Source organism: Modestobacter roseus (assembly GCF_007994135.1).
Taxonomy (GTDB): domain Bacteria; phylum Actinomycetota; class Actinomycetes; order Mycobacteriales; family Geodermatophilaceae; genus Modestobacter; species Modestobacter roseus.
This window is the reverse complement of the sequence record NZ_VLKF01000001.1, coordinates 3,973,997-3,989,462: the sequence shown is the minus strand read 5'-3', so window position 1 is coordinate 3,989,462 and position 15,466 is coordinate 3,973,997. Positions and strand designations below refer to the sequence as shown.

The 15,466-nt window shown below is 73.9% G+C and carries 10 protein-coding genes and 1 tRNA gene; 2 read left to right on the top strand and 9 right to left on the bottom strand.

Annotated elements, in window-relative coordinates; all coding sequences use genetic code 11:
* Positions 1-5 precede the first annotated feature (5 nt).
* From JD78_RS19080 to JD78_RS19055, 6 genes are all read right to left on the bottom strand, one after another.
* On the bottom strand, positions 6-1,034 hold the full coding sequence (locus JD78_RS19080) for a GGDEF domain-containing protein (protein ID WP_153359229.1): 1,029 nt from the start codon (positions 1,032-1,034) through the stop codon (positions 6-8).
* A gap of 167 nt (positions 1,035-1,201) precedes the next feature.
* Positions 1,202-5,809: an ExeM/NucH family extracellular endonuclease gene (locus JD78_RS19075; protein ID WP_153359225.1), complete on the bottom strand. Its 4,608-nt coding sequence runs from the start codon at positions 5,807-5,809 to the stop codon at positions 1,202-1,204.
* Positions 5,810-6,035: 226 nt separating this feature from the next.
* Positions 6,036-6,123, bottom strand: a tRNA-Ser gene (locus JD78_RS19070).
* 89 nt (positions 6,124-6,212) lie between these two features.
* Positions 6,213-7,322, bottom strand: a complete 1,110-nt coding sequence (locus tag JD78_RS19065) for a hypothetical protein (RefSeq protein WP_166521313.1) — start codon at positions 7,320-7,322, stop codon at positions 6,213-6,215.
* Positions 7,319-8,065: a hypothetical protein gene (locus JD78_RS19060; RefSeq protein WP_166521312.1), complete on the bottom strand. Its 747-nt coding sequence runs from the start codon at positions 8,063-8,065 to the stop codon at positions 7,319-7,321. Before JD78_RS19060 ends, JD78_RS19065 begins: the two co-directional genes overlap by 4 nt.
* A 392-nt stretch (positions 8,066-8,457) precedes the next feature.
* Positions 8,458-9,960: a hypothetical protein gene (locus JD78_RS19055; RefSeq protein ID WP_166521311.1), complete on the bottom strand. Its 1,503-nt coding sequence runs from the start codon at positions 9,958-9,960 to the stop codon at positions 8,458-8,460.
* A 641-nt stretch (positions 9,961-10,601) separates the two neighbouring features.
* Here JD78_RS19055 and JD78_RS19050 point away from each other — a divergent pair.
* Complete coding sequence (locus tag JD78_RS19050; protein ID WP_228395078.1) at positions 10,602-12,260, top strand: helicase-related protein; 1,659 nt, start codon at positions 10,602-10,604, stop codon at positions 12,258-12,260.
* 18 nt (positions 12,261-12,278) lie between these two features.
* Here JD78_RS19050 and JD78_RS19045 read toward each other — a convergent pair whose 3' ends face one another.
* From JD78_RS19045 to JD78_RS19035, 3 genes are read right to left on the bottom strand one after another with little or no spacing between them, the layout of a single operon-like run.
* Positions 12,279-12,548: a DUF192 domain-containing protein gene (locus JD78_RS19045; protein WP_267128561.1), complete on the bottom strand. Its 270-nt coding sequence runs from the start codon at positions 12,546-12,548 to the stop codon at positions 12,279-12,281.
* 13 nt (positions 12,549-12,561) lie between these two features.
* A complete protein-coding gene (locus JD78_RS19040) occupies positions 12,562-12,720 on the bottom strand; it encodes a hypothetical protein (RefSeq protein WP_166521310.1) in 159 nt (52 codons plus the stop codon).
* A gap of 2 nt (positions 12,721-12,722) precedes the next feature.
* Positions 12,723-13,502 carry a class E sortase gene (locus JD78_RS19035; protein WP_228395077.1) on the bottom strand — a complete coding sequence of 260 codons (780 nt, stop codon included), beginning with the start codon at positions 13,500-13,502 and terminating at the stop codon, positions 12,723-12,725.
* A gap of 349 nt (positions 13,503-13,851) precedes the next feature.
* Between JD78_RS19035 and JD78_RS19030 the strand changes: the two genes are divergently transcribed.
* Positions 13,852-15,465, top strand: coding sequence for a phospholipase D family protein (locus tag JD78_RS19030; RefSeq protein WP_153359215.1), 1,614 nt, complete (start codon positions 13,852-13,854; stop codon positions 15,463-15,465).
* Position 15,466: the final 1 nt, after the last annotated feature.

The following is a 15,466-nucleotide window of genomic DNA, read 5'->3' as shown; positions in this document are numbered from 1 at the left end:
CCGGGTCACGCCCCGGCGACGGCGAGCTGGTCCCGCCCGGCCCGCTTGGCCCGGTAGAGCGCCTCGTCCGCAGCCGGGTAGAGGTCTCCGGGTCGACCGTCGGCGTCGACGTGCGCGACGCCGAGGCTGACCGACAGCGCCAGCAGCGATCCGTCGGGGAGCTCCAGCGGGCTGGTGCGCACCGCCTCGAGCACCTGCCGCGCCCGGTCGACGGCCGCCGTGGCGGAGCACCCGGGCATCAGCAGGGCCAGCTCGTCACCACCCATCCGGCCCAGCACGGCATCCGACCGGCGAACGGCGCGCGCGAGCACCCCGGCGACGTGCGCGAGCGCCGCGTCGCCGACCGGGTGGCCGTGGACGTCGTTGACCGCCTTGAACCGGTCGATGTCCACGAGCACGAGCGCCGTCCCTGGTGGGGTGCCGACGGCGTCGGACACCGCATCGTCCAGGACCCGCCGGGTGACGAGCCCGGTCAGGGCGTCGATGGTCGCCTGCTGCTGCAGCACCCGCACGAGGCTCTCGCGGCGTCCTTCCGCGCCGGCCAGCACGACGGTCAGCGTGGTGAGCGCCGTGCCGGTGAACAGCGAGTCGGTGACTGCGCGGACCGGGTCGGCGAGCAGCAGGTTCACGACCACGTTGCCGACGACCGCGACCGCGGTGACCAGAGCCGCGGCGGGGGCGCGGAACTTGGCCGCGCCGAGCAGTGCGGGCATGACCAGGAACACCTGGGCCGCCGCGGAGGTGTCCCCGGTGGCGAGGTTGGTGACGCTGACCAGCGCCGCCCCCACGAGGGGGATGGCCAGCAGCCCGCCGTGCCCGTCCAGCCGGTCCGCCGGCACCAGGCGGCAGGCCACGACGCCGACCAGCAGCAGGGCCACCGCCGTCCAGCAGGCGATCTGTCCCGGCACGGTGCGGTTGACCGGGTCCAGGACGGCGGCGCCCGCGACGACGACGGCGCTCGCCGCGAGCACCACGACCGACGCCCGGGCAGTCGCCTCGGCGTCCCGGGCACGGAGGGACGGAGCAATGGCCACGACAGCCAGATCGGCACGTCCGGGTGGCGCCTGAGCGCGATCACCCGTCCGGGTGGGACCGCGGTCCCCACCCGCGACGGCGACGGGCCCCCGACCGGAGTCGGGGGCCCGTCGTCGAACGGGTGCACCACGCTCGGTGCACCTCGCGGGGCCTCAGCCCCGCTGGATCAGCCGCGCCAGTCGCGCAGCAGCTGCCACAGCCAGCCCAGGAGCTGACCGATGAAGCCCTGACCGCCGCCGTTGCCGCCGCCGTTGCCCCCGCCGTTGCCGTGGCCCGGCTTGGGCTTCTCGGTGACGGTGACGTCGACGCTGGCGGTCGTCCCCGACTCCGCCCCGGTCGCGGTGACCTGGACGGCGCCCAGGCCGACCGACTTCGGCACGGTGACCCGAACCGACGCGGCGCCCTCAGCGTCGGTGCGGACGTTGCCCAGCCGCTTCCCGCCGACGGTGACCACGACCCGCTCGCGGGGACCGAAGCCGGTGACCGAGAAGGTCACCTGGTCACCGCGGGAGAAGGTGGTCGGCGAGACGGTGACGGTCGCCGGCGCCTGCGGCTCCTCGGCCTCCCCGATGGTCACCCGGTCGGTGAAGTCCTCCGGGCTGAGCGGGGAGTTCTCCTCCAGGTAGGCCTGGAAGGAGTCGAAGTCGATCAGACCGGTCTGCTCGGTGGTGCCCTCGGCGAAGGTGGTGAAGTTGTCACCGCCGGAGGCCAGGAAGCTGTTGGTCGCCACCCGGTAGGTGCCGGCCAGGTCGATCGGCTCCCCCGAGATCCGGATGCTGTCGACGATGATGCGCTCGCCGGCGGCCGCCTCCGGGTCGTAGGACCAGGTCAGCTCCTCGGAGGTGCCCAGCGCCAGGAACGGCCGGGAGCTGCCCGCGGGCTGCCACTGCTGCTCCAGCACCTGCACCAGCTGCGCGCCGGTGAGCGAGACGACGACCAGGTCGTTGGCGAACGGGGTGACCTCGTTGGCCTCGGCCAGCGTGATCACACCGTCCTCCCCGTAGCGCAGGTCGGCCCGCAGGCCACCGGGGTTGACCAGGCCGAGGTCGGCCGCCTCGATGGCGCTGTCCGCGGCGCCGTAGACGTAGCTGTCCGCGACCAGACCACCCAGGGCCGAGTACGACCCGCGGTCCTCGACCTGCCCGCCGTCGGGGCCGGTGGTGAAGGCCCGGGTGATGTCGGCCGTGACCGACCCCACGACCTGGCTGCCGACCTCCTCGGCCACCGCCTGCGCGGCGGCGACGGTCTCGGCGACCTCGGCCACCACCGGGTAGGCGGCGACCAGGTCCTCCTCGGTGCGCTCGGTGAGCAGCAGGTTCTCCACCGTCGAAGCGGTGACCTCACCGGTCGCCTCGTCGTAGGTCAGCACGATCCGGCCCAGGTCCGCGGCGTAGGCGCCGGTCTGGATCACCGGGCGGGTCTCGTCGGTGCCGGGGACCGGCGCCTCCCACGCGTAGGTCTGGTGCGTGTGCCCGGTGACGATCGCGTCGACGTCGGCGTCGGCACCGTTGACGATGGCGGCGAACGCGGTGTCGGCGGCGAGCTGCTCCTCCAGCGTGCTGGTGGCCTCACCCTCCGGCGCGCCCTCGTGGGCGAGCAGCACGATCACGTCCGCCTCGTCCCCGACGCCGTCGGTGAGCTCGTCGGTCACCCGGTTGGTCGCCTCGAGCGGGTCACCGAAGGTGATCCCCTCGATGCCGGCCGGGGAGACCAGCGAGCTCGTCTCCTCGGTGACCACACCGATCACGCCGACCGTGACGCCCTCGGCCTCCAGCAGCGCGTACTCGGGCAGCGCCGGCGCACCATCAGCGCCGTAGACGTTCGCCCCGAGGATCGGGAAGTCGGCCAGGCCGCTCTCGCCGTCGACCCCGACCCGCCCGGTCAGGTCGGCGAAGCCGCGGTCGAACTCGTGGTTGCCCACCGCGGAGGCCTGCAGCCCCAGCTCGTTGAGGACCTCGATGGTCGGCCGGTCCTGCTGGCTGGAGGAGACGAACGGCGAGGCGCCGATGTTGTCCCCCGCCGACAGCAGCAGCGTGGCGTCGACGTCGTCCCGGGCCCGCTGCTCCTCGACGGTGCCCGCCAGGGCCACCGCGTCGTCCAGCCGGCCGTGGAAGTCGTTGATCCCCAGCAGCTGCAGGTCCACCGTGCCGTCGCCGTCGCCCGCACCACCGTCACCGGCGGACTGCGCCGGGTAGGAGATCGGGAACAGCGACTGGTAGCCCTTGCCGGCCACGTTCTTGTACACGCGGATCGTGGCGGAGCCGGCCGGCAGCTCGGCCAGCCCGGTGTCCACCGTCAGGTACACGGCCTCGCCCGGCTCGGCCGTCTGGGCCTCCGACTGCCCGTAGTCGGTCAGCAGGCGGACCTGCACCGGCACGGTGTCGGTGTTCCGGAAGTGCCCGGCGATGTAGCCCACCCGGTCCTGCGGGTGCAGCCAGCTGTTGCCGTTGGCCACCCCGGTCGGGTTGCCCACCTCGGGCTCCGGCTGGGGGTCCGGCTCACCGGCACCACCGAGCTCCAGCCCCACGATGATCGGGTCGTGGTCGGAGGACCGGAACGGGTCCGCGTCGTACCAGCCCTCGTAGCCGTCGTACTGGTAGCCGTAGGACTCGACGGAGTTGATGTTCCAGATGTCGACGCCGGTCACGTCCTCGACCAGCGCCGGCGAGCCGAACGCGTGGTCCAGGGAGCCGACCCGGCCGCTGAACACGTAGCTGCTCTCGCCGGTGCCGTCGGCGAGGTTGGCGTAGCCGGCCTCGCGGAGGACGTCGAGCGGGTCCTCCATCGTGTAGCTGTTCAGGTCGCCCAGGATCAGGACGTCCTCGGCCGCGCCCTCGAGGGAGTCGACGAAGGCGACCAGCCGCTGCGCCTCGGCGACGCGGGTCGCGTTGCCGTTGCCCTGGCCGTCGCCGGTGTCCTCGTCGCCCGCGGGCGCCGAGCCCTTGGACTTGAAGTGGTTCACCACGGCGGTGAACTCGCCGCCGTCGGCGCGGAAGGTCTGCGCGAGCGGCTGGCGGGCCAGTCCGGCCCACACGTCGTCGGTGTCGACGACCGACTCCCCGACCAGCTCCACCGCGGCGGGCTGGTAGATGAAGGCGGTCCGGATGACGTCCTGGTCCTCGACCGGCGGCAGCACGGCGGGCGAGGGCACGTAGGCCCAACGGTCCTCGCCGGCGGCTGCGTTCAGCGCGTCGGTGAGGGTGGCCAGCGCGTCGTCGCGGTCCTTGCCGAACTTGACCGAGTTCTCGATCTCCTCCAGGGAGACGACCTCGGCGCCGAGGGAGTTGATCGCGGCGACGATCTTGGCCTGCTGCTCGGCCAGCTCCGCGGCGTTCTCGGCGCCACGCGCCTCGCCGCCGAAGGTGGTGAAGTAGTTGAGGACGTTGAACGAGGCGACCTGGACGTCCCCGCCGACCTCCTCGGGGGCGTCGGTGCGCGGGTTGCTGTCGTCGAAGGCGGCCTTGCCGGTGATCTCCGCGGTGACGACGGTGGCCGGCTGGGCGCGCCAGGCGCCGAACCGGTAGTCGAGCACGTAGGGCACTTCGCCGAAGGAGCTGACCCGGTCGCCCACCCGGACGGCGTCCTCGAGCGCGCCGTAGCTCGGGGCGGTGCCGGCGGTGGCGAGGTTGGTGCTGCGGCCGTCGTCGAGCAGCAGGACCTTCTCGGCGTTCGCCGCCTCGTAGGCGATGGCCTCGGCGCCGGGCTCGACGACGTCGGTGGCCTGCCGCAGCGGCTCGGTGCCGGCGGCCAGCATGACCTCGCCGTAGCGGTTGAGGTTGTAGACCTCGGTGACCGTGTAGTCGCCGGTGGGCTGGATGCGCATGCCTTCGAGCGCCTCGCGCTCGGCGGCGTCGGTCTGCGCCCAGTCGATGTCGACCGCACCGGGCAGCGAAGCGTCCTCGGCGCAGACGGCGACGGCGCTGGCCTCGACCTGGGTGAGGCCCTCGTACTCGGCGACCTCGCCGGTGACCTGGACGGCGTCGCCGATCTCCAGGCCCGCGGTGTTGCGGAAGACGTTGACCGCGGTGGAGGCCGCACCCGGGGTCGCCGCGGGGTCCTGCACGTAGACGCTGCCGAAGCCGTCGGGGCTGCTGGTCACGACGCCGGCGACGGTGACCGTGTCGCCGACCAGCGGGCTCTCCTCGCCGGTGCCCTGCACGTCGGTGATGGCGGTGAGACCGTCGGTGTCGCAGTCGACCGGCTCCGGGTCGGGCTCCGGCTCGGGGTCGACGACGCCGTTGGCCGCGCCGAAGGTGTTGGTCTCGGTGACCACCCAGGTGCCGTCGATCAGTTGGATCGACCCCTCGGCCGGGCCGCTGCCGGTCTCGGCGACGCCGACGTCGGTGGACTCGACCGTCGCGCCGCTGATGGTGGCGGAGAAGGTGCCCTCGTAGGAGAGGAACTGCACGACCGTGCCGGCCGGGTCGATCAGCGCCAGGCCGTCGGGCGCGCCGTTCTGCAGCCCGGGGAAGTCGACGACGACGACGCCGGACTCGCCGACGACGCCGGTCAGCTTCTTGGGGTCGTAGGTGGCGTTGTTGCCGCCGTTGACGCCGACCAGGGTCCAGCCGGTGAGGTCGGTGCCGGGCGCGGCCGCGATCTCGACGCGCTCGTTGGCGTCGGCTCCGCCGTTGTCGTAGTGGAACTCGCTGATGAAGGGGCTGCCGGCGGGCGGCATGAGCGCTGCGGCGGGCGAGGCGCCGAGCACGGCCCCTCCCACGACAGCGGCGGTGACGGCGGCGATGCGCGCCGTCATCCGGGGTGCGGGACGCACGGAGGGACCTCCGGTGGACGGGTCGGTCGGAAGGACCCGCAGACTCTCACCCGGCCGGGTGAACTCTGTGTGTCCACCACCGGACGCCGGGTGAACGTCGGGGACGGGTCCGTCACGCAACCCCGCGCTGACCTGCGGTGACGTCCATCACCCGGGAAACATGTGAGGCGGGACACATTTCTGGGGCCGTCGGACGATCGCGTGTCGCGACCCGGCGTGTCGGGAGCGGAGGGCGTGGGATTCGAACCCACGAAGAGGGGTTACCTCTTAGCGGTTTTCAAGACCGCCGCCATCGGCCACTAGGCGAGCCCTCCTGGCGCACCGAGGCTAGCGCCCGGACACGCAGCCGGGCCCGGCGCGTCCGCGGTGTGCGGACGGGCCGGGCCCGGGTCGTGCGGCTGGGTCAGGCCGAGCGGCGCCGCGCGGCGACGAGCAGACCGCCGCCGGCCAGCAGCGTCAGCGCACCGCCGGCCAGCCAGGGCGCGGGGGTGACACCAGTGGAGGCCAGACCCGCGACCGCCGCGGTGGCGACGCCGCCGGAGACGGTCACCTCGACGACGAGGGTGCGGACGTCGCCGTTCACGTCGACGCCCGTGGCGACCAGGTGGTGGACGCCGTTGGCCAGCTCCTTCGGCAGCGTCACCTCGGCGGTGAAGGTGCCATCGGCCAGCACCACGACCGACCCCAGCTTCACCGGCGTGGAGTAGACGACCAGCTCGACCGTCGAGCCGGGCAGGAAGTCCTTGCCGGTGACGGTGACCTTCTCGCCGGCGACGACCTTGCCGTCGGCGTCACTCGTGGTCAGCACGCCGTCAGCCGTGGGCAGCGTGGTCGGGATCGACGGACCGGCGATGACGGCGGTGGTCCCGGCGTCGGTGTCCCCGCCCTGGTACTCGCCCTCCTCGGTGCTCACGTACCCGGCGTACGAGTAGCCCGGGGACGCAGCGGCGACGCAGCTGGTCGCCCCGGCCGGCGCCTCGCACTGGGCGATGACCGGTGCGCCCGGAGCCTCCCAGTCACCCTCGAACTCCTGCGGGAACGCCTGCGCCCGGTAGCCGGTGACCTTGGCGGCATCCTCGGCCGGCGCGGTCCAGGTGAACGTGACCGAGCTCGGGCCGGCGGTCATCGTCGCGGTGGCCGGGCCGTCGATGTAGTGGTGCGGCGTGAACGGGGCGCTCGCCGCGCTGGCGGCGCTCGGACCGGACGCGCTCTGCGCCCGGACGGCGACCGTGTACGCCTTGTCGTTGGTGAGCCCGGAGACGGTCCCGGTGCGCAGGTCGTCGTCGTCGCCGCCTGCGTTCACCGTGCGGGTGCTGAACGGCACCCAGGTGGTGCCGTCGGTGCTGTACTCGTACCCGGTCACCGGGGAGACGGGCGACTCCGGGTCGAGGTAGGCGGGCCAGAACTCGACGGTGCCGACTCCGTCACCGCCGTAGGCGCTATGCACGCGGGGGGCCGCAGGGGCGGCGCAGTCGAGGAACTCGTAGGTGACCGAGCCGTCCCCGTAGTTCATGGCGTCCTCGAGGAAGTCCGCGTCCAAGGCCAGCTGACCCAGCTCGCTGTACCCGCCGCCACCGCCGGCACCGTCGACGCCGTCGGAAGCGCCGCCACCGCCACCGGTGACGCCCCACCGCCGCCACCCGCACCGGGCGCACCCGCGCCGCCGACACCGCCCGCCGCGTTGCCCCCGTTCGCACCGGCCGGGTCTTGCGTCTCGCCGCCGGCACCGCCGCCACCGCCGGCCTGGCCGCCGAAGTAGTCCCACTGGACGCCGGAGAAGCCGCTGCCGTTGCCGTCGGCGTCCCCACCGGCAGCATCGACACCGGCGCCGCCACCACCGGCGGCCTCCGCGATCAGGGTCGTGCCGGTGCTGCCGGCGTACACGGCCGTGCTGCCGCCACCGCCGCCGCCGCCTGCGCCACCCGCGCCACCGGCGTGGGCGCCGGTCCCGCCCGCCGACGCACCGCCGGCGGTGCCGATCACCGCGTGGAAGACCCCGCCGGGCTGGGTGAGCGTGGTGAAGGTGACCACGGCTCCCGCACCGCCGGTGAGCCGACCGCCGGCTGCGCCTTGGACGGTCCAGTCGATGGCGCAGGTGTTGGGCCCGGCGGTGACGACCAGGTCGGGCGAGGCGGGGGTCAGGGTGACCGGGGCGGCCGCGGCAACGCCGGCGGTGCAGAGCACTGCGGTGGACAGGCCGATCGTCGTGACGGCCAGCAGGCCGGCGGCACGACGGGACGGGGACGTGAGGTGCACGTCGATCTCCCAAGGAGGGGTGCCCGGAACGCCGGGGCTTCGTCTACCCGGAGGTCCGGGTGCTGGCGCAACCCGACCACTCACACCCAGTGCACAGACACGCCGCCGAGCCGATGGTGCACTGCGTTATCCCATCGTTACTTGTGGCGATTTCGGTCGATCATCGTCACCAAATGACAGGAATCGACCATCAGCGGCCGGATGAGTTGCTGAGTTCGACCAGCTCCTCACGTACGAACGGCCGTGTTCGGGCAACAGCGGTCCCACGGTCTCTGCACCGATCGGTCGACCACCGGGCCCCACCGGACGACCGCCGTCGACCTCTCGACGCAGCACAGGCCCGGCCCGTCCGCGGTGTGCGGACGGGCCGGGCCCGGGTCGTGCGGCCGAGGTCAGGCCGAGCGGCGCCGCGCGGCGACGAGCAGACCGCCGCCGGCCAGCAGCGTCAGCGCACCGCCGGCCAGCCAGGGCGCGGGGGTGAAACCGGTGTAGGCCAGCCCCGCGATCTCCGCGGTGGCCACGCCACCGGAGACGGTCACCTCGACCACCAGGGTGCGCGGGTCACCGTTGACGTCCACGCCGGAGGCGACCAGGTGGTGGGTGCCGTTGGCCATGTCCTCGGGCAGCGTCACCTCCGCGGTGAAGGTGCCGTCGGAGAGCACCACGGCCTGCCCCAGCGACACGGGGGTGGAGTAGGCGACCAGCTCCACCACCGACCCGGGCAGGAAGTCCTTGCCCGTGACGGTGACCTTCTCCCCCGCCACGGCCTTGCCGTCCTTGGCGTCACTGGTCAGCGTGCCCGACGCCTTCGGCAGCGACGCCGCCACGACCGGCGCGGCGATCGCGGTGGTGGTCACCCGGTCGGACACCCCGATCCGCTCACCCTTGGCGTCCAGCGACTCGACGCCCACGTTGTAGGTCAGCCCCGGGATCGCCGGCACCACGCAGGAGGTGCCCAGCGCGGCGGCGGGCTTGCAGAACACGGTGCCGCCACTGGACTGCGCCCCCACCGGGCTCGCGAACGCCTGGTACCCCGCGACACCGGCGGCGTCCTGCGGCGCCTTCCACGAGATCTTGATCGACGACGCCCCCGCAACGGCGGCGACCTCGACCGGAACCGACACCCGCGGCTTGACCACCACGTCCGGGGTCGGCACGTCCGTCTTGCACAGCGTCACCGTGCCGGAGATGACGCCGGCCCCAGGAACGGCGGCAAGGCCGGTGTCCCCAGGGAAGGGGCTGTTGTTGGTGTACTTGCCGTAGCCACCGCCGGCGCCGGCCCCCTCGTCGGCCCCCGCCCCGTCACCGCCGAAGGCGCTCAGCACGGTCTGCAGGTACGAACCGGCCGCAGTGCCCTGCTCCGCCGGCGGGGTTGCCGGCATGATCGCCACGGCCGACTCCGCGCCACCTCCACCGCCATAGAAGTACTCGTTCTCCTGCAGCAACAGGTACTTCGACCCGTCCGTGCCATTGCCGTCGTGACCACTCATGCCGCCATGGCCCGCCGAGCCGAGATCCTGGTGGGGGTCGAAGCTGGACTGGCCATCGCCGCCGGCCCCACCCGGGAACAGGTAGAACTCGGCCACCTGGTCGGCGGGGATGTCGAGCGGGACGGTGATCCCCAGGCGACCACCCGGCTTGCCCGGGTTCCCGAGGCTGTCCTTGCCCCCGGACCCGCCGACCAACTCCCACGTGATGCTGCAGAAGGCGTCACTGACGGGGAGCACCTCGTCCACGTGGACGTCGGCGGCAGCGCCCGGGTCCGTGGAGAAGGTGTAGGTGCGGTCGATGTCGGCCGACGCGACGCCGGTGACGCTGAGGACTGCGGTGGACAACCCGACCGTGCCGGCGGCGAGGACCGCGACAGCGCGACGGGACGATGACGCGAAGCGCACGTCGACTCCCAGGAGACAGCCCGACCCGGGCGCGGGCGACCGGTGAGCCGGGCGCAGACGAACTGCACCACTCGTCCACGTTGGCAACTGTCAACGACTCGACGGTGTGACGTCGCGTTATAGAACGGTGACCTGCCAATGAAAGTCCCCGCTGGCATCACTTCTTGCGCCATGGAATCGATGTCGCGAGGGCGCAGAGGCTGATCAGACGACGAGAACTGCCAATGACATCCGAAGGCGGACTGGCGACGCCGATCGGGTGACGCGCCGCGCATGCGCCCTGTCGGGCACCGCGGGGGCCTACCATCGACGTGATCACCTCCACCTCGACCCGGCCGGGTACGTCGCCGTACCCACCTCGCCGTTCCGCCGAAGCCGCGGGACGCAGGGGCCGGGAGGGAGGGCCCGGCCTCCGCGCCGGGCATGACCGGGAGGCGCGCGTTGTTGTCCAGCCGAGGTCCGCGGCACCGCGTCGACCTCCTCCTGGCTCCCGTCCCCCACCGAAGGACCACCTCCTGTCTGCCACCGCCCCCGAGCAGTCCGCCCCCCGCCGTCGCGAGCGCACGACCGTCCGTGCCGCTGCCGCGCGCGAGGCCGACCGCCAGGCCACCCGCGACGAGAAGACCGCCCAGCAGATCTGGGTGGACGGCGCCGCGCCCGAGCTGCCCCGCCGCACCGTGCGGCCCGAGTCGGTCGTGTTCCACCTGGGCCCGACCAACTCCGGCAAGACCTACGAGTCGCTGCAGGCGCTGGCCGCCACCGGCTCCGGCGTCTACGCCGCCCCGCTGCGCCAGCTCGCCCACGAGGCCTACGCCAAGCTCTCCGCCCAGCTGCCCGCGGGCACCGTCGGCCTGTCCACCGGTGAGGAGGAGATCGACCCCTTCGCGCCGATCGTCTGCTGCACCGTGGAGAAGGCCCCGATGCGGGGCGAGCTCCTGGTGCTCGACGAGTCGCACTGGGTCGCCGACCCCGACCGCGGCCACCACTGGGCCCGGCTGCTGCTGACCGGCGAGTTCCGGGAGATGCACCTGATCTCCGCGGCCGAGGCCTATCTGCTGCTCAAGCCGTTGGTCGCCGACGCCGCGTCGGTCGAGGTCGTCAACCACAAGCGGCTGTCCCGCCTCGACGTGCTGCACGCGCCGGTGAAGCCCACCACGGTGCGCCCGCAGACGCTCGTCGTCGCCTTCTCCCGGAAGAACGTCTACGCGGTCGCCGCCGAGCTCGACCAGCACCGCACGGGGAAGGTCGGCGTCCTCTACGGCGCGCTGCCCCCGGCCACCCGCCGCGAGGTGATCGAGAAGTTCACCGACGGCGATTTCGACGTGCTGGTCACCACCGACGTCATCGGCCACGGCATCAACGTGCCGGCGACGACCGTGCTGTTCGCCGAGACCAGCAAGTTCGACGGCGTCGAGGTCCGCCCGCTGCGCAGCTGGGAGGCTGCGCAGATCGCCGGCCGCGCGGGTCGCTACGGCCTCACCGGGCACGGCTCGGTCGGCGTCCTCACCGGGGTCGGCGGGCTGAAGCCGGTGCCCGCCCTGGTCGCGAAGGGCGCCGCCGTCGCCCGTGGCGACGAGATGAGCGACCTCCCCAAGCGGGCACCCCGGCTGCGGCCGGAGCTGGCCGACCTCGGCGCGTTCGAGGCCGTCGACCTGCCCGAGGCGCTCACCCGCTGGATGGCCTGGGCGCGCCGCGCCACCCGGGACACCGGCATGACCGCCGACGACGTCACCCCGCTCATCCTGCGGGTGCACGCCCTGCTGCCGCTGCTGCGCGGCCCGCTGGGCGCCGCCGGTGACCTGGAGACGGTGTGGCGACTGGTCAACCTGGCCATCGACTACAACCCGCCGCGGCGGATCCGCTGGCTCACCCTGGCCCGCGCCGCGCTGCGGCAGGCCGTCGGGCTGCCGGTGGCCGCCGAGACGGTGCTGCCCGACGTCCCGCGCGGCGGCTCGGTGGAGGACTACGAGCAGGCCGCCGCCGCCGCGCGCGACGCGCAGACCCTGCTCCGCCAGTTCCCCGACGTCGCCGGGCTCAGCAGCGAGGACGCCGCCTGGGTCGAGGAGGAGTGTGCGGAGAGCATCAGCGAGCTGCTCCCCGACGCCATCTCGATCGGCCGCTCCGGGAAGTGCGCCGAGTGCGGCACGGCGATCGCCCCGTGGTTCAGCACCTGCCGGCCGTGCAGCTCCCGCCCCGCCGGCCGGGGCAACGACGGCGGCCGGCCCCGCGACGGCCGCCGTCCCGGCTCCCGCTCGGGGTCGCGGCAGGGGCGCCGGCCCAACCGCAGCGGCCGCAGCTGACCCGGCGACGAGCTGCCGTCACCCCCGGGTGACGGCGGCCCCGACGGTCAGCTCGGCCAGCGCGCCGCCGGGCACCTCCAGCGCGGCGTCCACCGGCCCCGGGGACGGGTACCGCGGGCACTGCTGCGCCTGGTCCGACAGGCAGGGGGTCATGCGCGTGACCCCCAGGACGGTGTCGCCGTCCAGCCACGCGATGTCCAGCGGGACCAGGGTGTCCGCCATCCAGAACGTCACCTCGCGGTGCTCGGCGGAGCGGAAGAGCATGCCGGTGCCGGCCGGCGGGACGATCCGACCGGCGCGGTCATGCGTCGACCGTGACGTCGTTCCACGGCAGCCTCGGCTCCACCCACGGGAAGACGACGAACAGCAGCAGCGCCACCACGGCGAGCACCAGCACCAGCGCCTCCACCGTCCTGATCGCCGTCCCACCCGGCAGGTGCCGCCACATCCAGCCGTACACGCTCAGTCCTCCTGCAGTTCCGGTGGCCCGTCCGGGGCGTCGGCCTTGCTGATCCCGCTGCCCTCCAGCACCGCGTGCACGATGAGCCGCTGCCGCGCGGAGTACTTGGGGTGGCAGGTGGTGATCGTCAGGTAGGAGCCGGTGGCCCCTGCCCCGGGCGCGTTCGGCGTGGTCGCGATGACCCCGACGTCGGCCGGCGACACGATCTGCTGACCCGGGATGCCGCTGGGGTCGGCCGCGTAGTCCCCGGTCGCGGGGTCCCCGAGCACGCGGTAGGTGAACCAGCTGTCGACGGTCTCCACCACGATCGCGTCCCCGGGCACCAGCCGGTCGGCGTCCAGGAACGGGGAGCCCTTGCCCACCCGGTGCCCGGCGATCCCGACGTTGCCCGGCTGACCGGGCAACGTCGTGCCGACGTAGTGCCCCGGCCCCTCGCGCAGCGCGTCCTCGGTCGTGCCCTCCAGCACCACCCGGGCCCAGTCCTCACCGAGCCGCGGCACGTGGAGGACGGCGAGCGGCTCCCCCTCGGCCGGGGCGACGGTCATCGGGGTGCCGGGGCCGGACACCGGTGCGGGCGCGCCGTCCCACTGCTGGTGGATCTCGTCGGCGAGCTGGCCCTGTGCCCGGTCGCTGAGCAGGTCGGTCACGTACAGCTCGTAGACGACGAACAGCAGGACGAGCAGCCCGGCGGTCACCAGCAGCTCACCCGTGCCGCGGACGGCGATGCGCCACCACGGGTCACGCCGGGCCACCGGCCCGCGCGGCGGGTCCACCGGTGCCACGGCGGGGACGGGAGGCAGCGCATCCCGTGGGATCAGGTCGGGGACCCGCTCCCACCGCTGCGTGGTGTCGCTCTGGTCCCACTCGGTCCGTGCCAGGTCCACCACGCCTTCCGCCCGTCGAGTCAGCGCGCCGGGGACCACGAGGGGACGGCGCCATGCGGACACTAGGCGAGCCGGGACGCTCCGCGCGGGTGGCCGCGGTCAGCGGCGACGCACCCGTCACTCGCTGCCCACCGGTACCGGCGCGGCCACTGCGAGCGGACCGGCCGGTCCTCCGGTAGGACTGAGAGGTTGCGCCCTGACCGCCGCCCGGTGGCCGGGGACGCCCCACGACCACGGAGCCGCCTGGATGACCCGTCCGACCCGCGACGAACCGACCCCGAACGACCTGTCGGACTGGTTCCTCACCGCCGCCGAGCGGGGCAACGACGCCACCCGCCTGCTGCCCTGGACCGAGCGCAACGCCGTCCGGCCACTGGTCCACGGCCGCAGCTACTTCCCCGCCCTCGCCGCGGCGCTGGCCGACGCGGGGCGCGGTGACCTGGTGTACCTGGCCGGCTGGCGCGGGGACACCGACGAGCTGCTCACCGACGACGGCCCGACGGTGGGCAAGGCGCTGTCGGACGCCGTCCGCCGCGGCGCGCTGGTCAAGGGGCTCATCTGGCGGTCGCACGTCCAGGCCCTGGAGTTCTCCGCCGCGCAGAACCGCGACCTGTCCCGCGACGTGAACGAGACCGGGGGCGAGGTGCTGCTCGACCAGCGGGTCCGCCCCGCGGGCAGCCACCACCAGAAGTTCGTCGTCGTCCGGCACCGCGACCGCCCGGCCGACGACGTCGCGTTCGTCGGCGGGATCGACGTGGCGCACAGCCGCCGCGACGGGGCCGCGCACGACGGCGACCCGCAGACCCGCCCGTTCGCCGCCGCCTACGGCGAGACCCCTGCGTGGCACGACGTGCAGGTGGAGCTGCGCGGCCCCGCCGTGCGGGAGGTCGAGGCGGTGTTCCGGGAGCGCTGGCAGGACCCCGCCGCGCTGTCCCGGATGCCCTGGCACGTGCTGCCCGACGTGCTGCGGGGCCAGGACCGCGAACCGTCGTCCCTGCCCGAGGCCCGGCCGGCGCCGCCGGCCGAGGGCTCCTGCGCGGTGCAGCTGCTGCGCACCTACCCGAACCGCCGGCCCGGGTACCCGTTCGCCCCGGACGGCGAGCGCAGCGCCGCCCGTGGTTACGCGAAGGCGCTGCGCCGGGCCGAGCGCCTGGTGTACGTCGAGGACCAGTACATGTGGTCCACCGAGATCGCCCGGGTGTTCGCCGACGCGCTCCGCGCCAAGCCCCGGCTGCACCTGGTGGTCGTCGTCCCGCGCCACCCCGACAAGGACAGCCCGCTGTCGGTCGCCCCCATCACCTACGGGCACACCCGGGCACTGGACATGGTGCGCGCCGCCGGCGGCGACCGGGTGCAGGTGCTGGACGTGGAGAACGCGCAGGGAGTGCCGGTGTACGTGCACGCCAAGGTCTGCATCGTCGACGACGTGTGGGCCACGGTCGGCAGCGACAACTTCAACCGCCGCTCCTGGACGCACGACTCGGAGCTGACCGCCGCGGTCGTCGACGCCGAGCCGGACCTCCGCGAACCGACCGACCCCGGTGGCCTCGGGGACGGGGCCCGCCGGTTCGCCCGGGACCTGCGGCTGACGCTCATGCGCGAGCACCTGGGCCGGGCCGACGGCGACGACGCCGACCTGCTCGACCCGGACGAAACGGCCGAGGCCGTGCGGCGCAGCGCGGCCGCCCTGGACGACTGGTACGCCCGCGGGCGCCGCGGACCGCGCCCCGCCGGCCGGGTCCGCCCGCACCTCGTCGCCGACCCGCCGTGGTGGAAGCGGCTGCTCGCCGCGCCGGTCTACCGCCTCGCCATCGACCCCGACGGCCGGCCGCTGGGGCTGCGGCTCCGCCGCCGCATGTGAC

Bases quoted from the DNA above. Each gene is read 5' to 3' on its own strand.
- JD78_RS19065 (WP_166521313.1), bottom strand. From the start codon at position 7,322: ATGAACTACGGGGACGGCTCGGTCACCTACGAGTTCCTCGACTGCGCC.
- JD78_RS19030 (WP_153359215.1), top strand. From the start codon at position 13,852: ATGACCCGTCCGACCCGCGACGAACCGACCCCGAACGACCTGTCGGAC.